The 18,577-nt window shown below is 48.7% G+C and carries 17 protein-coding genes and 1 pseudogene; 2 read left to right on the forward strand and 16 right to left on the reverse strand.

Annotation, left to right across the window (positions count from 1 at the left end; genetic code table 11):
- From ACOJTG_RS21315 to ACOJTG_RS21340, 6 genes and pseudogenes are all read right to left on the reverse strand, one after another.
- Nucleotides 1-157, reverse strand: a pseudogene (locus tag ACOJTG_RS21315) (cold-shock protein); the annotation flags it as partial.
- A 172-nt stretch (nucleotides 158-329) separates the two neighbouring features.
- On the reverse strand, nucleotides 330-929 hold the full coding sequence (locus tag ACOJTG_RS21320; protein WP_420155664.1) for a nucleotidyltransferase family protein: 600 nt from the start codon (nucleotides 927-929) through the stop codon (nucleotides 330-332).
- Nucleotides 929-1,702, reverse strand: coding sequence for a tRNA pseudouridine(38-40) synthase TruA (gene truA, locus ACOJTG_RS21325; protein ID WP_420155665.1), 774 nt, complete (start codon nucleotides 1,700-1,702; stop codon nucleotides 929-931). Before truA ends, ACOJTG_RS21320 begins: the two co-directional genes overlap by 1 nt.
- 44 nt (nucleotides 1,703-1,746) lie before the next feature.
- Entirely contained in the window at nucleotides 1,747-2,475 is a 729-nt protein-coding gene (locus tag ACOJTG_RS21330; protein WP_420155666.1) for a hypothetical protein, read from the reverse strand.
- Between the two features lie 122 nt (nucleotides 2,476-2,597).
- The gene (locus ACOJTG_RS21335) at nucleotides 2,598-3,185 is read right to left on the reverse strand and encodes a DUF4136 domain-containing protein (protein ID WP_420155667.1); all 588 of its coding nucleotides are present in this window, start codon (nucleotides 3,183-3,185) and stop codon (nucleotides 2,598-2,600) included.
- Nucleotides 3,186-3,305: 120 nt separating this feature from the next.
- A complete protein-coding gene (locus ACOJTG_RS21340) occupies nucleotides 3,306-3,500 on the reverse strand; it encodes a cold-shock protein (RefSeq protein ID WP_093199677.1) in 195 nt (64 codons plus the stop codon).
- Nucleotides 3,501-3,846: 346 nt separating this feature from the next.
- Here ACOJTG_RS21340 and ACOJTG_RS21345 point away from each other — a divergent pair, with 346 nt between their 5' ends.
- On the forward strand, nucleotides 3,847-4,653 hold the full coding sequence (locus ACOJTG_RS21345; RefSeq protein ID WP_420155668.1) for a sugar phosphate isomerase/epimerase family protein: 807 nt from the start codon (nucleotides 3,847-3,849) through the stop codon (nucleotides 4,651-4,653).
- A 623-nt stretch (nucleotides 4,654-5,276) separates the two neighbouring features.
- On the opposite strand, the gene ACOJTG_RS21350 is transcribed toward ACOJTG_RS21345, so the two are convergent.
- The 10 genes from ACOJTG_RS21350 to ACOJTG_RS21395 form a co-directional block, all read right to left on the reverse strand.
- The gene (locus ACOJTG_RS21350) at nucleotides 5,277-7,838 is read right to left on the reverse strand and encodes a TonB-dependent receptor domain-containing protein (RefSeq protein ID WP_420155669.1); all 2,562 of its coding nucleotides are present in this window, start codon (nucleotides 7,836-7,838) and stop codon (nucleotides 5,277-5,279) included.
- Nucleotides 7,839-8,117: 279 nt separating this feature from the next.
- A complete protein-coding gene (locus ACOJTG_RS21355; RefSeq protein WP_420155670.1) occupies nucleotides 8,118-8,708 on the reverse strand; it encodes an O-methyltransferase in 591 nt (196 codons plus the stop codon).
- Nucleotides 8,709-8,797: 89 nt separating this feature from the next.
- The gene (gene acs, locus ACOJTG_RS21360) at nucleotides 8,798-10,702 is read right to left on the reverse strand and encodes an acetate--CoA ligase (protein WP_420155671.1); all 1,905 of its coding nucleotides are present in this window, start codon (nucleotides 10,700-10,702) and stop codon (nucleotides 8,798-8,800) included.
- A 171-nt stretch (nucleotides 10,703-10,873) separates the two neighbouring features.
- Complete coding sequence (locus ACOJTG_RS21365; RefSeq protein ID WP_420155672.1) at nucleotides 10,874-11,236, reverse strand: response regulator transcription factor; 363 nt, start codon at nucleotides 11,234-11,236, stop codon at nucleotides 10,874-10,876.
- 87 nt (nucleotides 11,237-11,323) lie between these two features.
- The gene (locus tag ACOJTG_RS21370; RefSeq protein WP_420155673.1) at nucleotides 11,324-14,038 is read right to left on the reverse strand and encodes an ATP-binding protein; all 2,715 of its coding nucleotides are present in this window, start codon (nucleotides 14,036-14,038) and stop codon (nucleotides 11,324-11,326) included.
- Nucleotides 14,031-14,231, reverse strand: a complete 201-nt coding sequence (locus ACOJTG_RS21375) for a hypothetical protein (RefSeq protein ID WP_104710381.1) — start codon at nucleotides 14,229-14,231, stop codon at nucleotides 14,031-14,033. The genes ACOJTG_RS21370 and ACOJTG_RS21375 overlap by 8 nt, the downstream gene beginning before the upstream one ends.
- Before the next feature lie 147 nt (nucleotides 14,232-14,378).
- Nucleotides 14,379-14,603 (reverse strand): DUF6814 family protein, encoded by a 225-nt coding sequence (locus ACOJTG_RS21380; protein WP_094808404.1) that lies wholly within the window; start codon nucleotides 14,601-14,603, stop codon nucleotides 14,379-14,381.
- 20 nt (nucleotides 14,604-14,623) lie between these two features.
- Nucleotides 14,624-16,111: an MFS transporter gene (locus ACOJTG_RS21385; RefSeq protein ID WP_420155674.1), complete on the reverse strand. Its 1,488-nt coding sequence runs from the start codon at nucleotides 16,109-16,111 to the stop codon at nucleotides 14,624-14,626.
- Nucleotides 16,112-16,318: 207 nt separating this feature from the next.
- Nucleotides 16,319-16,738: a transposase-like zinc-binding domain-containing protein gene (locus tag ACOJTG_RS21390; protein WP_104710386.1), complete on the reverse strand. Its 420-nt coding sequence runs from the start codon at nucleotides 16,736-16,738 to the stop codon at nucleotides 16,319-16,321.
- 370 nt (nucleotides 16,739-17,108) lie between these two features.
- Nucleotides 17,109-17,375: a hypothetical protein gene (locus tag ACOJTG_RS21395; RefSeq protein ID WP_420155675.1), complete on the reverse strand. Its 267-nt coding sequence runs from the start codon at nucleotides 17,373-17,375 to the stop codon at nucleotides 17,109-17,111.
- Between the two features lie 600 nt (nucleotides 17,376-17,975).
- Here ACOJTG_RS21395 and ACOJTG_RS21400 point away from each other — a divergent pair.
- Nucleotides 17,976-18,577: hypothetical protein (locus ACOJTG_RS21400; protein WP_420155676.1), on the forward strand; the 602-nt coding region annotated here is incomplete at its 3' end.

Below are 18,577 nucleotides of genomic sequence, written 5' to 3' on the forward strand. Positions count from 1 at the left end.
CATCGGCATCCTGATTCCTAATAAAACTATGTAAACCTGATACGCTTATTCGACTTTTACGGGAATTAAAATAATTATAGTAATTACTTACGTGTAAGAAATAATTGCCGTCATAAAATACGCCAATTCGGGTAAAAGATAACTGGTCGTTAGCCATTTGATAGAGTATGTTTTATCGTTATTATAGGTAAATAGAAATAGTGCTTTTTACTTAGGTAAGTTCGACTTTCGGTGGGCTAGATATATTTTATCAACTTATTAGGGTGGGTAAATTCTATCGGAACAAACCTAGAAATGTGGCGGTCAATTATTTCTATTTAATCACAAATTTAAGCATTAAAAGCACTTTTTGCAAACCGCTTCCAGTCTTCCTCCGTATCAATATCGACAGAACCCAAAGGAAAGACTACTTTCTTTACAAGGGTAGTATATTTTTTAGCCAGGGGCTTCGCTCCACGATCGCCTTGTAAGGTTAGCAACTCCGCAAAATAATCCGAACCGAACAGCATGGGTACGCCCCAATCCGAGCCGTAATCTGACACGACAATACTGTCAGCTTTACCAGCATAGAAATGCAGGATTTCCTCTAGTACTGACGTAGTTAAATGGGGCTGATCCGTGAGTAGAAAAAGCAAAGCATCCGCTTGCTGCTCTATTGCGTACGCCGTTGCTACTCGTACGGATGCCGCCATGCCTTCCGACCAGTCCGTATTGTACAGAACGGTTACGGGCAGGTCGGCTACCGTGGCGGCCACTTGTTCAGCGTAGGCTCCTGTGATGATGCAAACCGACGTTTCACTAGCGTGGACCCGCAGGGCGGTTTGCGTTACGCGGCAAAGTAACGTTTGCTCATCCCATTCGATGAGTTGCTTTGGCCGACCCAGACGACTGGAACGGCCCGCTGCTAAAATGGCTAGTTGTATCTTCATTACAGGTCAATGGCGTCCGTTGGCGGGTCGAACGCGTGGACAGGGTAGGTGATTTCCACCAGAAAAAGCCCATCCGGCGGTACCGCACGTCCAGCTTTCTTGCGGTCTTTCGCCAGAATAATTTGTTCAAAATCAGTAACCGTAATGCGTCCGCGTCCTACATCCATCAGCGTTCCTACTAGGGCCCTGACCATACCGCGTAAGAAACGGTCCGCCCGTACGTGGAAAACGAGTTCGTGTCCACATTCTTCCCAGCGAGCTTCCGTAATGGCACAGCGAAAGGTTTTTACCTGCGTATTAACCAAGCTGAAGCTCTGAAAATCACTGTATCTCAGCAAGTATTCCGCCGCCTGATTCATGGCCGGTACGTCGAGCGGAAAACTAAACGAATAAACCATCGAAGGACGGAAAGGGTTTTTAAGGCGTGAAATTCGGTATTCGTACTTTCGGGAAGTAGCCGTAAAGCGGGCATGCACGTCTGAACGAATGGGGAAAATACGATAGACGACAATACCGGGGGGCAGCATACGATTTGCTTTGAAAGCCACAAAATCCAGATCGTCGGTAATGGGAGCAGGCCACTCGAAGTGAGCGTACTGCTGCTCGGCGTGAACGCCTGTATCGGTACGTCCGGATCCGACCAGGGCGACGGGATTTTTTAGAAGTACGGAAAGGGATTTTTCCAGGGCTTCCTGGATAGAAACCGCATTGGGTTGTTTTTGCCAGCCGTTGAAAGCCGCACCATTGTACGCAAATGAAATCATATACCGCATCCGACAAAGGTACGGTGCGAAGCGGCCTAAATAAAACGAGGAGCTTACTTCCCTAAACGAGCCTGGTATTTTTTGAAATTGGCTTTGATGACCTGAACTAGATCATACTCCGATGATTGGAGCACGAAGTCGTCGTCAATGGGAAACAATCGCATGAATTCTTCCAGATCTTCACCATCCAGCTTGGTAACCTGATTAACGACTTGAGCGTTGTACTTAAATTCGGCGAGTTTGTGTTTCCGATCCTGTTGCTGAAGAACGCCCAGTTTTCGCAAATTCTTGGCCCGCTTGCTGAATAGTTCGTACATCAGTGAAATGGGTGAGTTGGCCATTTCCATAATCTGCCCCGTCGACATATTTTTTTTAGCCAGGGGCTCTTTCAAAGCTTTCTCGATTTCATACTTGATCTCGGCTTCTGATTTTGCCGTAATCTGAACTTCGTCGAGTGTTCTTCCTTCGGACGTGAAAACGTACTGTTTAACGGTGGTGACGATATCATCTCCCGTAGAATCAATGCTAACCGTCGCATCATCACAGCCATTGCAGGTGATGCGTAGCTGATCACCCGTGCGGGCTAGAATGAGAAACGTACCCGATTTGTTGGTACGCGTCACATCCTGCGTTCGGAGGTTTCGAACGGAAGCCAGATTGATAGGCTTTTTAGTAGAATCATTTAAGGCAACGCCAGTAATGTAACGATCCTGAGCCGAAACTTCGGAGATCAGACCTATTCCTAACCATACGGCGATAAAAACTGCGAATCTTGAGATCATTGTACGACAATTCTATCGTAAAACTACGGCTTTCCGAGAAAATTGCCCAGCTTTCCTTGGCTTAGTAATTTTTAACAGAAAAAGGAAGCGTCTGGAAACGCTTCCTTTTTCTGAATTCCGGGTTATTTACCTGATTTTTCTTCGGGTACTTTTTCGACAATTTTATTAACGTCTCGTTCAAGCTGACGGGAAATCTGAGTCGGGTTATCTACGGCTTTCTCCACGGAGCCCCGCCAAACCAGCTTACGGGTTTTGGCATCTACAATGTCTAGGACTACCGTTCCTGCCTCATATTTTTCCCGGTGGGACTGTCGGCCGCTGCCCCATCCGTACCAGGCTGGCCCCCAGCCTCGCCAGCCCCAACGTCCCCAGCCCATATAGGGACCGTACAATGGAGCTGGATCAGAAACCGTACGTTCTTTCTGTTCGACAAAGAAGTGGTACCCAATGAGCATATCCGGATTGTTTTCATCGCGTTGGTACCCTTTTTCCGCCAGGGTGCTTTCAACTGCGTTTTCCAGATTCTGCGTAGCGATTTCGTTATAGTATACGGGATTTTTACCCGCCTGAACATCCGAGTCCATCCAGGCGAATGTTTTGTATTTGCTAAAGTTAGCTCGGCTACTTTTATCTACGTTTACAGTCGTACAGGCCGACGCTACCCAAAGCAACGAAAGCAGTAAGAGTAGTGGATGCAGGAATGTTTTCATGGCTATTCGAGTGATCAGTGCATCGAATAGGTTTAAAAACAAATGCCATCGGCGGAATTTGAGCAAAAAAATACCCCGCTCCGGACGGGAGCAGGGTGCTTTCAGCACGCTAAAGAAAACCTAGATTTTCTTAACGTTTACGGCGTTCAAGCCACGCTTGCCTTCGATCGTTTCAAAAGAAACACGATCATCTTGACGAATGGTAGCTGAACTCAGACCCGTCGCGTGCACGAAAATATCTTGCCCGGAAGCGTCATCAAGAATAAAGCCAAAACCTTTCGTTTCGTTGAAAAATTTTACAGTGCCTGTTTGCATTGTGAATAAAAATAAATAAAACAAAAATCTCCTGTACGTCAGGATTCAGCAAAGGTAATCGTATTCTTTAGAGTTTTTCTATACAAGGTACGTATATTGAAAAAAAAATGTGTAAACTATAGCCATTGGGCCAAATTTGGCATATTTGTCAGGATAAATTTTCTTTTTCCGAGATCATCGAGAGCAATCTTCCCCAATTTCGTACCTCTGAATGCTTAGTATGGAACCTCTTTTCAGTCGCCGCCGAACACTTGGTCAACTTTCAGGCCTATTTGGCGGACTTTTTCTTCCCCTTTCTCCCGTTAAAAAATCTTCTGTGGCGGATTCATTCAAGTACTGTTTGAACATGAGTACGCTGAGGGGCCACAAATTGGGCTTCGAAAAGGAACTTCAAATTGCCGCTCAGGCAGGATTCCGTTCCGTGGAAGTGTGGGTAGATACGGTGCAGGATTATCTGAAACAGGGGAAAACGCTGACAGATGCCCGCAAGGTGATTACGGACCTGGGGTTGACCGTCGAAAATGCCATCGGATTTGCTCCCTGGATTGTAGACGATGCGGGTGTTCGATCCAAAGCCCTGGAGCAGATGAAACGGGAAATGGATATGCTCGCTGGTATTGGCTGCAAACGTACGGCAGCTCCGCCCATGGGTGCCACGACTTCTCCTAAACTGGACCTGATGAAAGTAGCGGAACGGTACCGAATTATTCTGGAATTGGGTACGCAAACGGGCGTCATCCCGCACCTGGAACTCTGGGGATTTTCCAGTAACCTGAGCAAACTAAGTGAGGTGATGTACGTAGCTCTAGAGAGTGGACATCCTTCGGCACGTTTGCTACTAGATGTTTACCATCTGTATAAAGGCGGTTCCAGTTTGGCGAGTTTGCCGCTGGTCGGAAAGCCTGCGATGGAAATCTTTCACGTCAATGATTACCCGGCGAATCTCACCGCTGAAAAAATTACGGATGCGGATCGCATTTTCGCGGGTGATGGCGTAGCTCCGATTCAGAAAATTCTAAAGGCTATTCATACACCAGAACAGCCGCTGATTCTTTCCCTGGAAGTATTTAATAAATCTTACTACGCCCAAGACCCATTGACGGTTGCCAAAAATGGGCTGGCGAAGATGAAGGCAGTGACGGGAGGAGTTTAGGGCGGTTTTCCATTTTGGTAGGATAAACCCGGTAAAGGTCGCGGGACGGGTTATCCGTAGCATTCGCTACAGACGCAAACGTTGATAGGCTGTGCCTACCGGGCGAGACGCATCCGTACCCCGCATTCCATACGGGGCTAATCACATTCCCTTCAGGTTGGGGGCTGCATGCAAGCCTGAATGAACTAGGGGAAATAAGGCCGTTTAACCCCAGAGGGGTTTCATGTAAATAGCCATGGGTGCAACCCATGGTCAGCTTCGCATTGGATTTCCCCGCATTGCATACGAGACTAATCACATTGAACCCCTTCAGGGTTGACGGTACACCACGCTCGGCCCCGATTTTTAACCGTTATGTAATAATCGGGGCGAACATGGTTTCGCGTCTGTGACGTGAGTCCATTGCTTCCAATAAAAAAGGCAGGTTTCTCGTCTAGCATTCGCTACGGAGTAGCACCTGTAGCTTCAGGTAAATGAGCCTCCTGGGCGTTTTAATACCTGGACCTATGCCTTGTTCACTAGGCTTAGCATCAGGACAAGGAAGCTAATGCCTTGATTAATGGCATAAAAAAACTCCGCTATCGAAAAAGATAGCGGAGTAGATTAATAGTAACTTTTATATCTTACCGGGGTCGGGTGGTAGCTCCGCCGCCCGATGCTGGTGCACCGCTTTGTACACCATCGCCGCCTGATTTAACGTCGTCATTATTGACGGATTTACCTTTTTTCCGGGGAGCATCCATGGTCATCTTACCAATCTTGTAGCTAAAGGTCAAACGAACGCCCCGCATGAAAATGTGCATATCCGACAGCTGCGTGAATTGAGCGGAACGACGATCGGTACGAATGTTGATGCTCTTGGTCAGGAAGTTTTCACCGGCGATACCAATGCTTCCTTTCTTATTTTTGAAATCCTTCTTAACCCCCGCGGAGTAGAACGCAAAGCCACCCGTACGGCCCTGTAATTGCACTTGCGAACCTTGCAGGAAGCCAAAGGCCTGAGCACCCCAGCCATTCTTGAACTGAATCTGCGTATTCAATCCACCACCTACGTTAAAACCAGAGTTGCTAACGGGTTCGGAAATACTACTCGAAACCCGGGCTACGCCGCGTAAGTTGGAGTAGAGAATATTTGAAAACAGCATGACATTCCATTTGGAGGTAATGGCCAGGTTTCCAAAAATGTTCGTACCCACGGCCCGTTCACTACCAATGTTCTGATACGTAGTCAGTACGCCCCCGGCTAGTGTATCGTTGGCCGATACGACCTGCGTAATGGTTTGATCGGTGAAACGGCCGAAGAAGCTAGCATTCACAAATAACTTCTTGATGTTTTTGCTAACGCCTAATTCCACGTTGTCCGTCAATTCAGGACGTAAGGAAGCGTTCCCGATGGAGATATTCTGTGGGTTCGCTGCATTGATGTTCGGATTCAATTGCTGAATACCGGGTCGCTGAATCCGACGGTTGTAGCCCAGTTTCAGCGTCGTACCTTTAAAGCTTTTCGAAACGTTCAAACTAGGTACCAGATTACCATAGTTAGGAATGCTAATGTCGCCACCTTCCCGGGTACTGGCCTCAATCGTCGTGTATTCGTAACGCGTACCGGCTTTGATGGTGTAGCGATTTTTCGTCGTCAAGGTGTAGGAAGCATAACCACCTGCTACACTCTGGTTGTAATCCAGTGCTCCCGAAGGCTGACGGGTACTTTGCGTCAACGGCTCTGAACCATTTCCGTACAGATACTGGTAATCACTATTTACGGTCCGCATGATTCCCTTGGCTCCAAATTCCAGCATCTGGTTTTTCTTGAGGGGCGTCTGGTAATCCGTTTGTAGCGTAATTTCCTGATTCAGGTTGTGGTTGATGTTTTTCTCCCGGTTCAGCATCGCCTCCGTTGCATTCCGTTCGATGGCATCAAAGTTGTTAGTCAGGTCATTGCGGCTGTACTGCGTCGAAATACTCCATTCCTGCTGGGGTTTGTAGGTGTGCAGGTAATCGACGTTCACATCCACCGTACCCGACAGGTTCTTCGTATCCACATCCCGGCGTACCGTACCCGTCAATACGTCATTAATAAACGATTGCGTATTCAGATTCAGGTCGTTGAGCATGTTCCGGGCACCGTACCGTACGCCAGCCGTAAGCGACTGATTTTTGGCAATGTCGTAATCAAAACCCAGGTTGTAATTTCCGAACAAGCCGCTGTTGACCCCGTCGGTAGTCTGGTAGGTACGCGTCGAACCATTGTCTTTGAAGTTCGTCTGATCGTTAAAGCCCTGTAGTTTCAGGTTATAGTTGGCCCGACCAAAGCCGCCCAGGTTAAAACCGATTTTTCCTTTGCGGTAGTTGCCATTCAGCGATAGGTTGGAACCCCGGTTACCCACACCGGCGTCCACGTTCAGGTTAAGACCTTGTAGTGTATTCTTCTTGGTGATAATGTTGATGATCCCACCCGATCCTTCCGCATCGTACTTGGCCGAGGGCGAGGTAATCACTTCCACGGTTTTAATCATATCCGCGGGAATTTGCTTGAGAGCATCCGCTACGCTGCTGGCAACGATGGTACTGGGCTTGTTGTTAATCAGAACCCGTACGTTCCGGCTGCCGCGAAGAGATAGATTTCCTTCCAGGTCAACCGTCAGCATGGGTACTTTCCGCAGTACGTCGGCAGCGTCGCCACCTTTCGCCATGATGTCTTTTTCCGCGTTGTACACCAGTCGGTCTACCTTTTCTTCGATGAGTTCCTTCTGGCCCGTAACGGTTACTTCTTCCAGTGTTTTGGTTTTGGAAGCCAGTTTAATAACCCCCAGATCAAGGTCCTGACCTTTCGTGACGGTCACGCCATCAACGGCTTTGTTTTCGTATCCGATGAAGGAAAACAGCAATTTATATTCACCAGCAGCTACACGGTTTAAGGTGAATTTTCCTTTATCGTCGGCTACCGTACCATCGACGGGTTTGTTGGTTGCTTTATTAATCAGGGCAACGCTGGCGAATTCTACGGCCTTGGTAAGGGCTGAATCCACGACAAAACCCGTAATCTTGGAATTGCCTTTGGGCGTATTGTCGTCGGCTGTACCGGGGATCGCTTTTCGCTGAGGAGTAACGCCCCCCATCGGAAACTGAGCCCAAGCCGTTTGAAGGGCTAAAAGACAGGTGAGAAGAAGTAAAAGCTTTTTCATGAGATGTGATTTCAAATGTGCTAAGGGGGATTTTCTCGTGCTCGTACCGTAGAAAATCAATACTATGGGAGATCGATAAGGACTTAGAACCGAACCAATGCCTCAAAAGTACAGACGTATACGTGTCAAGTGCCCGGGTTTTGGGAACAGAGGTACGTAGAATAGATGTGTGGCAGAATAGACCCTGTAAGTAAAAATGCAGGTATAGAAATAAGAGAGGCCCATGGTCTTTCTTATTTGGAAAGACCATGGGCCTGGTTAAAGAACGATACGCCGGATTTACGTACGCCGACAGATAAACTCGCCGTTGCCAATTGGTACCGTCAGACAATCCCAGTGCTCATCCGCCAACGCCCGATCCATCATGGGTTTGATGCCTTCGTACTGATCAATGGCATTATCTGCGACAAGCAGTCCGCCCTTGACTACGCGAGGAGCCACAAGCTGGAAACAGGGATCGTACAGACTCTTTTCCGCATCCAGAAAGCAAAACGCAATACTGGACAAGGAAGCACCCAAACTGAGAAAATCACCGGGAATGAGTTCGATAAAATCCTTCATTCCCGCCAGACGAAACGTTTCGCGGGCCATCTCGCACTTTTCCGGGTCGAGTTCAAAGGTTTTTACCCGCTGGCCTCGTTCGCGGGCGGCCAAAGCTAGCCAGAGGGTTGAGTATCCGGCACTGGTGCCGATTTCGATTAGTTCTCCTGCCGGGGCATTGGCCGCTAGCAGAGCCAGAAACTGTCCGGTTTCTTTGCTAATCTGGCGTAAGCGGCGGGAACGGGGTGTTCCATCCGTCCGATCCATGCGGTCCTGATTTTCCAGCAGGGCCATGCGTTCCAGGGCTTGTGAAGAGAAGTTTCGGAACATAGTAGGTACACTCGCTAAATCGGTCGTAAAGGTCTTAAACGAAAACTTCCCGAAAGTTTTAAAGCTTTCGGGAAGTTGAATATGGGTTATTACAAGGCTCCACTTTTGATTTCTTCGACCACATTCGGGTCGAGCAGGGTGGAGGTGTCGCCGAGGTTGCCGGTATCGCCTTCGGCAATTTTGCGAAGAATTCGTCGCATGATTTTACCCGAACGCGTTTTGGGTAATCCGCTGACAAACTGAATCTTATCTGGTTTGGCAATGGGTCCAATCACGCGGGATACCGTCGCCAGAATATCCCGGCGGGTCAGATCTACATCATCGAGCTGTTCTTCCGTGATGATGTACGCGTAAATGCCCTGACCTTTCACGTCGTGTGGATAACCGACTACGGCACTTTCCACCACGCCCAGGTGCATGTTGATGGCATTTTCGACTTCCGCCGTACCAATGCGGTGACCCGATACGTTCAGTACGTCATCGACACGACCCGTGATGCGGTAATAGCCGTCTTCGTCCCGCAGACAACCGTCACCCGTGAAGTACAGATTCGGATAGGTACTGAAATACGTTTGCTTGCAGCGTTCGTGATCGCCGTAAGTCGTCCGCAGAATACCCGGCCAGGGGAACTTGATACAGAGGTTACCCGATACGCCGTTGCCTTCAATTTCCTTGCCGTTTTCGTCTACCAGCATGGGTTGTACCCCCGGCAGTGGTAGCGTAGCAAACGTAGGTTTTTCGGGCGTGATTCCGGCAATGGGTGAAATCATCAAACCACCCGTTTCGGTTTGCCACCAGGTATCGGCAATGGGGCATTTGCCCTTCCCAATGTGATCGTGGAACCAGTGCCAGGCTTCTTCGTTGATGGGTTCACCCACGGAGCCAAGTTTAGTCAGTGACGAAAGATCTTTATTTTCGACGTACTGCAAGCCAAAGCTCATCAGCGAACGAATGGCGGTAGGAGCGGTATACAGAATGTTAACGGAATGCTTGTCGACTATATCCCAAAGGCGACCCGCGTCGGGGAAGGTGGGGACGCCCTCGAATAGCAGCGTAGTGGCTCCGCAGCAAAGCGGTCCGTATACAATATAACTGTGGCCAGTAATCCAGCCAATATCTGCGGTACAGAAGTGAATTTCGCCGGGCTGGTACTGGAAAACGTTGGCAAACGTGTACGCCGCGTACACCATATAGCCCCCCGTCGTATGTACCACGCCTTTGGGTTTACCTGTCGATCCGGAGGTATAGAGGATGAAGAGCATATCCTCGGCATCCATCTCTTCGGCGGGGCATTCGTTGGTCACGTACTTTTCTTCCTGTTCCCACCAGCGGTCGCGGCCCTTGAGCATGTACACAGGGGTGCGGGTACGGGTCATAACGAGTACCGTTTCCACCGAAGGACAGGTCACCAAAGCGTCATCGACAGTCGCTTTCATCGGAATTTCCTTGGCTCCCCGATACGCTCCGTCGGAGGTTACCACGACTTTACACTCGGCATCGTTGATTCGATCGGCAATGGACTGCGAAGAAAAACCACCGAATACGACCGAGTGAACGGCTCCGATGCGGGCACAGGCCAGCACGGCAATCGCCAGCTCGGGTACCATCGGCAGGTAGATACACACGCGATCACCTTTTTTCACGCCCTGTTTTTTCAGAACGTTGGCAAAACGGCACACGCGTTGGTGTAACTGACGATACGTGATTTTTACGGAATCTTCGTGGGGATCGTTGGGTTCCCAAATAATGGCTACCTGATCGCCCCGCTCGGCCAGGTGACGGTCGAGAGCGTTTTCGGTAATGTTGAGTTTACCACCCGCAAACCACTTAATGTCCGGGTCTGAGAAATTCCACTGAAGCGTTTTAATCCAGGGCTTCCGCCAGTAAAAGTTAGACGCAATCTCGGCCCAGAAGCCTTCCGGGTCGTTTACTGACTTACTATATAGTTCTTTGTACTCGTCAAAACTCCGCAACTGGAAGGGGATAGCACTCATGGCTCGTAATCATTTTAGAGGGACTAAAAATAATACCTGAACTGTGCGGCTAAAGTACAAGCAATCGCGGAAGGGATCAAACAAAAGCGGTTTTTCTCGCTAATATACTATAGATAAAAAGGTATTTTGCTGATACTCGATTGGGGAAAAGGAAGATGAAAGGCTATAGGTTTAGGCCGTAAGTTCCTGAACTTTGGCCATTAAGTTACGGGTCGAGAAGGGTTTGGTCAGGTACAGATCCGCTCCGTAGGAGAGTCCCTTTTCAATGTCACTGTCTTTACTTTTAGCACTGAGGAAGACAATTTTCGTCTGCCGAAGCAGGGCGGAGCCTTTAACCTGCCGACATACTTCGTAGCCGTCCACGCTGGGCATCATAATATCGAGTAGTACCAGTTGCGGCTGCTCCTGGTGAATAATATCGAGGGCTTCGGCTCCGTCGCGGGCAATATAGACCTGATAGCCTTCCTTTTTCATTAGGAATTCCAGGGACATGACAATGCCGGGTTCATCGTCGACAATTAAGATTTTCATCATACCACTGAGCGTTAATTCATCACGACGCAGACTTTTGCTGGCCTGCGTTCATCCGGATGATTGATATACCACAACAGGAAAATTGGATTAATGTTCCGCCCGTATCTCCTTTAATAGCGGAATTTGCACCGTAAAACGGGCTCCGGAGCCGGGCTGACTTTCCACCGAAATGCTTCCGTGGTGCAATTCTATGATTTTTTTGGTAATCGCCAGTCCTAGTCCGCTGCCTTTGGGTTTGCGAATGGTCTGATTTTCGGCCTGGTAAAACTTGTCGAAAATGAGTTGCTGGTAGTCGCTCGCAATACCGGGCCCATTGTCCGCTACCGTCAATACGTACTGATCGCCGGAGCGGCGAAGCAAAACCTGAATCAGTCCTTTGCCGCGTTCCGTATATTTAATCGCGTTCGAGAGCAGGTTGATCAGTACCTGCATCAGTTTGTCGCGGTCGGCTTGCAGGGGCGGTAACGATTCAGTCAAAGATACGTCGAGGTGGACTTCTTTTTCCAGGGCTAATTGATGGACGGATTCGACGGCTTCCCGAACGACTTCGCCCAACTGTACGGACTCGGTACGCAGAAAATGTTTCCCCGACTCGTATTTTTCCAGATCCAGTACCTGACTGATGAGTCGCGTCAGGCGGTCGGATTCCCGAATGATGGTCGAAAGAAACTGATCCCGTTGTTCCATATCCAGCTCCGGATTGTCCTGCAAGATTTCACTCAGAGCTTTGATGGACGTAATAGGTGTACGCAACTCGTGGGTTACCGTCGTCAGAAAGTCGTCCTTGAGCCGATCCGTTCGGATCATTTGTTCGTTGGCTTGGCGAAGCTGAGTAGTCGCCCGTTCGAGTTCGGCCTGATGTTGACGTAACTGTCGGTTGGTGAGAATCAATTCCTGCGATTCCTTCAGAATTTCCACGACTTCATCCACGGAAATTTTCTCTTCCAGCGTCACCGAGGCTACCATCAAGCGGGCCGAAGCCGATCCAATGACTCCGGCGAGGAGATTCTCGGCGTAGTTTACTAACTGGGGTGAAGCCCGTTGCCAGTTCAGGTTAATCTCGTTTTCATTGGCAAAGCGTTCCAGCAATTGCGTCGTTCGTTCCTTCCCAAAAAACTGACTCAGTAAGCTTTGCAAATCCGGAATGTAGGCCGTGCCCCGCCAGATCGTGGAGCTTTCGATGACTTCCGAGTACTTGAAAATATCTACAAACAGAATCGCCTGATTGTGTTCCATGGACGTTTGTGGCAGACGAATCGAGAGCAGTACGTACGATAGTACGTTGATCGATAAGCTCCAGAACAAGGCATGGGAAATGCGGTCGAAGCCTTCCAGTCCAAACAAAGCGGAGGGTTTCAGTAATTCAATGCCCCAGGGGCCCACCGTATTCAGGCTGAGGGGGAAGAAACCCGCTTCGGCCAGCATGGGAATCACCAACGTATAAAACCACACGGAGAAGCCCAGAATCAGTCCGACGGTAGCTCCGTAACGGTTGCCCTGTTTCCAGAAAATACCCCCCAGTACCGCTGGAGCCAGCTGAGCCACCGCCGTAAACGATACCTGTCCGATGGATACCAGCGGGTATCGCCCGGCGAGTTTGGAGTAGTACAGATACGCCGCGACGAGCAGAAGAAGGATACTGATCCGGCGGGCACCGATTAGAAAACGACCCAGGTTCGGACCAATTTTGCGACGAAGCGTCGGTTGCGTCAGTACATAAGGCATGAGGACGCTGTTGCTGAGCATGGTACTCAGAGCAATAGTTTCTACGATCACCATGCCCGTAGCCGCCGAAAAGCCGCCCAGGTAGGTAATTAGAGCCAGCCATTCTTTGTCGAAATACAGCGGAATGGCTAGTACGTAATTGTCGGCGTTGACCGTCTGATTTTGAAAGAGTAAGGCTCCACCAAACGCAATGGGCAGTACAAAGAGGTTGATGACCATCATGTACAACGGAAAGGTCCAGATGGCCCGGTTGAGGTGACGTTCATCCGTATTCTCCACGACCGACACCTGAAACTGACGGGGCAGTAAGAGAATATTCAGCGTGGACAAGAGAACGTGCCAGAACCAGGTGCCGTAGCCACCGTTAGGATCGATGGTAAAAAGTTTGCGTAAGGCCGGTTTATGCGAAGCCTGCGTGAAGATGTCACCAAACCCATTAAAAACGCCGAACGTCACGTAAATGCCTACGAACAGGAAAGCCACCATTTTCACCAGTGATTCGGCGGCAATGGCCGTAACCATACCTTCGTGCTGTTCGGTTGCCTCAATTTTTCGGGTACCAAACAGCATCACGAAAATACCCAGACCAATGGCGAGGTACAGCGTCAGATCACTGGTGAGTTCTTCGGTACGGGGGAGTTCAGCCAGTACGGCAAAGCTGGTAGAAATAGCTTTGAGCTGGAGGGAAATGTAAGGAACAATGCCAATCAGACAGAAAAAGGCGACCAATGCCCCGAGATTGGCCGATTTCCCGTACCGCGAAGCCACGAAATCCGAAAGCGTCGCGATGCGTTGTACCTTACAAATCCGGATGATTTTTCGCAGAATAATCCACCAGAGCGGAGCCGTCAGCGTGGGGCCTAAGTACGTCGATAAAAACTCAACGCCATTGGTAAAGGCCCTTCCCACGGACCCGTAATAGGCCCAAGCCGAACAGTAGACGCCCAGCGAAAGCGAATAGACCCAGGGATTGGACACCCAGCGGCGGGTGCGGTGGCTACGTTCGGCCCAGTACGCAATGCCAAAAAGTAGTCCCAGGTACATCACCGAGACCGTCACTACCCAGCCACTATTCATGATTTTGTCGGGTCCAGTACCAATACATCAGGCCTACCAGTCCCAGCCAGCAGGTAAACAGATACCAGTAGAGCAGCGGTATGCCCATCCAGAGAATGGGTTTATTGAATAAGGAAAGCAGCGGAAAATTAAGAATGAGAGCAAACAGGATACTAACGATGACCAGATATTGCCCCCGAAGCCTTTCGTTCATGGGGTTCCGTTCTTTTGCTCAAAAATAGTACGAGAACTTCAGAGACGGTGCAAAAGTGGGATTTATTGAATGAGGGCGTTTCTTAACAAAAAAAGCGGCGGACGATATTCGCCCGCCGCTAGTATTCGGAGTTTGATCGAGAACGATTCAATTCGTCTGCTCATCGTACTCGCCCTTAAGGGAGTAATAGCCAAAGAGGATCAGACCAGCGACAATAATAGGGGTAAGTACCAGCAGTACGACCCAGCCAAAAATTCGGTCATCGAGTTGCGGACTGGCAATCTTATGCAGGCTGTCTACAATACGGTCGTAGCCAATGTATAGCCCCAGAGCAATCCAGCAGAAACCGAGTACTTTTTTCAAACTATTCATAGAATGACGGTTTTAGAGAATTATTCGTGGATACGATTTCTTGAAGATAGATAAATAAATCCAATAATAAAACAAATGGCGGCAACTAGTATGGGATACCAGAGTCCCGCCAGATAGGGCTGTGATTCCTGATTGGCAGTGGCTTTTTCAACTAACGCCACGGCTAGAAAAGGAGTCAGGCCCCCAAAGATGCCATTCCCAATGTGGTACGGTAAGGACATCGACGTATAGCGAATACGGGTAGGAAACATTTCCACCAGAAAAGCAGCAATGGGCCCGTACACCATCGTTACATACAATACCTGAATCCAGATCAGGAATACCATCGTCCAGTACCCCGTGTTTCCCAAACTCAGTACGTATTTGACCTCCGTTCCTTGCGGATTGTTTACGGAAATTTTTTGTACCTGAGAACCATCCGTATAAGAAGTCACCTGCGTAGTAGACTGATTTTGAATCGAGGTTTGGGTGGAAACTTCGGTTTTCGTGGATAGATCCGTTAAGGCGTACATCTGTTGGTACAGTGGGCGATAGGTAAGGACGGCCAGTGCCATACCGCCGAGGATGATGACTTTTCGACCCCAGCGATCCGAGAGCCAGCCAAAGAGGACAAAGCCGCCCGTGGCCAGGGCCAGAGCAATCGCCACGATTTCGCTGGATTGCTCAAAGTCCACGTGCCCCACTTTCTGAATGAACGACAAGGCGTAGAACTGTCCCGTATACCAGACCACTCCCTGACCCGCTGTAGCCCCGAGTAAAGCCAGCAGTACCATCTTCAGGTTTTCACGTTTGCCAAAGGATTCCGCCAGCGGATTTTTGGAGACTTTCCCTTCCGATTTGAGTTTGGAAAAAACGGGCGACTCGTTCATTTTCAGTCGAATAAAGACCGAAGTTCCCACGAGTACAATCGAAACGAGAAAAGGAATTCGCCAGCCCCAGCTTTCAAAATCCTCGACGCCCAGTATTTTCCGGGTAGCCACAATGACCGCCAGCGATACGAAAAGGCCCAGCGTGGCCGTCGTCTGAATCCAGCTGGTGAAGTAACCCCGGCGTTCTGGCGGAGCATATTCGGCTACGTAGGTAGCCGCTCCACCGTACTCTCCGCCCAGAGCCAGACCCTGAATGAGACGTAAGAGCAGTACCAGCAGGGGCGAGAGCATCCCCCAGCTTTCGTAACCCGGAATCAGTCCGATCAGAAACGTAGAGCCGCCCATGAGCAGCAGGGTTACCATGAAGGTATACTTCCGGCCCACGATGTCGCCCAAACGTCCGAAGACCAAGGCTCCGAAGGGACGCACGATAAAGCCCGCAGCAAATACGGCTAGAGCCGAGAGCAAAGCCGCGGTAGGATTGTCTTTGGGAAAAAATTGGGTCGATATAATAGCCGACAGGCTGCCGAAAATGTAGAAATCGTACCATTCGATCAGCGTACCAACCGAAGAGGCCGCAATGACGCTTCGCAACGTACGCGGACTGGTGACCGAAGCGGGAGCAAGGGTCTCAGGCATAAGCAATACAATAGGTTTAGAGGAGGTACTGAAAATAAAAGACTTTGTCCCAGGTTGGAATCATAGATCCCTTTCTATATTGTTTATATAAATGGGATTATGCCGGGTTTATTTTGTATAGTTCGGGTGAATCGGCGAAAATCGCTAGTGGGAAAGCGGAAAAAAATAGTTTTTGCTAAAGCAGCATAGGTAAAAGAAGGAAGAGAATTAATCTTTGAAACGTTCCCAGCGAATAACCATGAATTTGTCACCGAGTTCAGTGACAATAACGCCGGAGCTTCGCAGATTCTCCCTATTGGCGAAATACTCAGCTATTTCCTTGTGATTCAGGATTTTATAAGTGGGACGGTACTCGGAATTCTTGGGGATTTTGATCTGGTATTTCTTCACCCAGTTCATGACTGATACGTGACTCACCCCCAGCAATCGTTCGATTTCGCGGTAACTCACGCCCTCGATGTACAACTGTAATGCCTTGATTACGTAGTATGTACTGATGCCTTTTCCCAGTTTATCGACCGTAAAATGGTACTGACAGGCCTTGCAATGGTACCGTTGCCGATCTTTGATGATACCCGATTTGGTAACATTCGACGAATCACAGCGAGGACAATTGGGAGCAGTCATAAGTAGCATATATTCAGTTTAGCAAACATATAGCTAATTAGCAAAGAAAGAAACCAGGTGGAGCTTTTTTTTGGCAGAAGCGGAAAGAAAAGCGGTGGGTACTCCTTGAGTCACCTAAGCGTTTCGTAGCGATGACAGCTAGGCGTAATGGCGTATCAAGGGAAGGCATAAAAATCGCGTTACTTCTGAATTATTTGGCTAGGCAGAAGGGTTGAGTTGGGAAGTTTCGACCGTATCCAAGTAATTAACTCTTGATCCATTTCGCCGTTTTTACGGACGTAATTAGCCAAAAAAGCCTCCCTGCGGATAGAGAGGCTTTTTATTTATTGGTTCATGTACTGAAGCGTACATTTCTGAGTCTCGACCGATACTACGGTAAACTCGCCGTCAGTGAGGGCATCTTCCAGGGAAGTGCCACCCGCGTGACCACGTATTTCTCGTGGCGTTTGATAAAGTCCTCTAGCGTTACGGGCGATACATAGTCCTTGAGCCGCACGGACCGCGTCGAATTGACTAGTGAGGCATCGGGTACGGCTAGGTCAGCCGGGATACTAAGTGTATTGTTGGTCGGCTTGTCCATGCTACCATAGGTAAAGAACACGCTCGGAAACTGTAATTCCAGGGTCGGAGTAGACATAAGGATTTGTTTTTAAGGGTTGGCGGGGTAAAAGTGTGCCAATAAACAGAAGAATAAGAAGAGGATGATCGAGTTTGGAAAGTGTAATTATTTTAGTAATGCAGGTCAGTCAAAGGGAGACATATTTTTGTTGTAGTGGCGGAAGGAGTCGATGTGTATATAAGTTCCTGTTCCGTAAAAGGCCTAATCGATGAATAGATAATAATCTACTCAGGCAATATCGGTTGAACACTTACTGCACTGTTTAAGATTTTAGCGGCGTGAACTTCACTATATACCAACTGGCAAAAGATCAGTACTAAAACTTTAACGAATGGCAGTGCAGTAAATCACGGGTAGATCAATCAAACACTACATACCTGGTGGGTAGGAGGCAGTTGCAGCCGTCCTTAAAATATTCTTGTAATTACAATAAAATACAGTGATTGCCTGTATTACGAATACACATAGATTAGCAAGCTTTACTGATCCAATAAATTTGGGCAGTAATTATCTCAAAGTGTAAATTCCCATTTCAGAATATTGTAAGGATGATTCAATTGAAGACATTTGAACCGCATGAAAAAGTTAATTTTCTTTTCCCTCATATCTATTCTAAGTATGACTACGACGCTTGCTCAGGTCATTGAAATCACTTCCGATACCACGAAACTGGCTACCAAAGCCGGGCGGTTCCGAGAAGCCTACCAGCAGGGCGTACGCTACGCCAAAGGAGCTTCCGGTACGACGGAAATTACGGGAACGCGAGTATTTCGCTCCCTTGCCGAACTACGGCGGTTTACTTGGCCAGTCGAAGGCGTTCAGTACTATTTGTCCGAAAAAGGCAAAGAAGGCTACTGGTATTATGATGCTGCCGATCATTCATCAACAGATAACACGGGTACGGTGGTGGTAACTACCAGTAGCAAACGTTTAAAACGGGCCAATATCAATCAGATTAATTGTCGCTGGTTTCTTGTAGGCGAAAGTGGCGATACTGCTGACGCTATTCAGGCGGCCATCGACGCCGGAATTAAACTCAGTCAGGATGTCCTTATTCCAGCGGGCCGATGGGTAGTCAATAAAGCTTTAGTATTAGATGTACCCTTAGACAAAACGATACGTATCATCGGGCAGTTCGGTACAATACTAGATTTCAAGGTAGCAAATGCGAATGCTTTTATGCGTACGACTCCCGTAAGAGATTCGACCCTTACTTACGG

The organism is Siphonobacter sp. (assembly GCF_048595215.1).
Lineage (GTDB): Bacteria > Bacteroidota > Bacteroidia > Cytophagales > Spirosomataceae > Siphonobacter.

What these genes read in the sequence shown, in the direction of transcription:
- ACOJTG_RS21320 (WP_420155664.1), bottom strand. Translation starts at nt 929, where the DNA reads ATGAAGATACAACTAGCCATTTTAGCAGCGGGCCGTTCCAGTCGTCTG.
- truA (WP_420155665.1), bottom strand. Translation starts at nt 1,702, where the DNA reads ATGCGGTATATGATTTCATTTGCGTACAATGGTGCGGCTTTCAACGGC.
- ACOJTG_RS21330 (WP_420155666.1), bottom strand. Translation starts at nt 2,475, where the DNA reads ATGATCTCAAGATTCGCAGTTTTTATCGCCGTATGGTTAGGAATAGGT.
- ACOJTG_RS21335 (WP_420155667.1), bottom strand. Translation starts at nt 3,185, where the DNA reads ATGAAAACATTCCTGCATCCACTACTCTTACTGCTTTCGTTGCTTTGG.
- ACOJTG_RS21340 (WP_093199677.1), bottom strand. Translation starts at nt 3,500, where the DNA reads ATGCAAACAGGCACTGTAAAATTTTTCAACGAAACGAAAGGTTTTGGC.
- ACOJTG_RS21345 (WP_420155668.1), top strand. Translation starts at nt 3,847, where the DNA reads ATGAGTACGCTGAGGGGCCACAAATTGGGCTTCGAAAAGGAACTTCAA.
- ACOJTG_RS21350 (WP_420155669.1), bottom strand. Translation starts at nt 7,838, where the DNA reads ATGAAAAAGCTTTTACTTCTTCTCACCTGTCTTTTAGCCCTTCAAACG.
- ACOJTG_RS21355 (WP_420155670.1), bottom strand. Translation starts at nt 8,708, where the DNA reads ATGTTCCGAAACTTCTCTTCACAAGCCCTGGAACGCATGGCCCTGCTG.
- acs (WP_420155671.1), bottom strand. Translation starts at nt 10,702, where the DNA reads ATGAGTGCTATCCCCTTCCAGTTGCGGAGTTTTGACGAGTACAAAGAA.
- ACOJTG_RS21365 (WP_420155672.1), bottom strand. Translation starts at nt 11,236, where the DNA reads ATGATGAAAATCTTAATTGTCGACGATGAACCCGGCATTGTCATGTCC.
- ACOJTG_RS21370 (WP_420155673.1), bottom strand. Translation starts at nt 14,038, where the DNA reads ATGAATAGTGGCTGGGTAGTGACGGTCTCGGTGATGTACCTGGGACTA.
- ACOJTG_RS21375 (WP_104710381.1), bottom strand. Translation starts at nt 14,231, where the DNA reads ATGAACGAAAGGCTTCGGGGGCAATATCTGGTCATCGTTAGTATCCTG.
- ACOJTG_RS21380 (WP_094808404.1), bottom strand. Translation starts at nt 14,603, where the DNA reads ATGAATAGTTTGAAAAAAGTACTCGGTTTCTGCTGGATTGCTCTGGGG.
- ACOJTG_RS21385 (WP_420155674.1), bottom strand. Translation starts at nt 16,111, where the DNA reads ATGCCTGAGACCCTTGCTCCCGCTTCGGTCACCAGTCCGCGTACGTTG.
- ACOJTG_RS21390 (WP_104710386.1), bottom strand. Translation starts at nt 16,738, where the DNA reads ATGACTGCTCCCAATTGTCCTCGCTGTGATTCGTCGAATGTTACCAAA.
- ACOJTG_RS21395 (WP_420155675.1), bottom strand. Translation starts at nt 17,375, where the DNA reads ATGTCTACTCCGACCCTGGAATTACAGTTTCCGAGCGTGTTCTTTACC.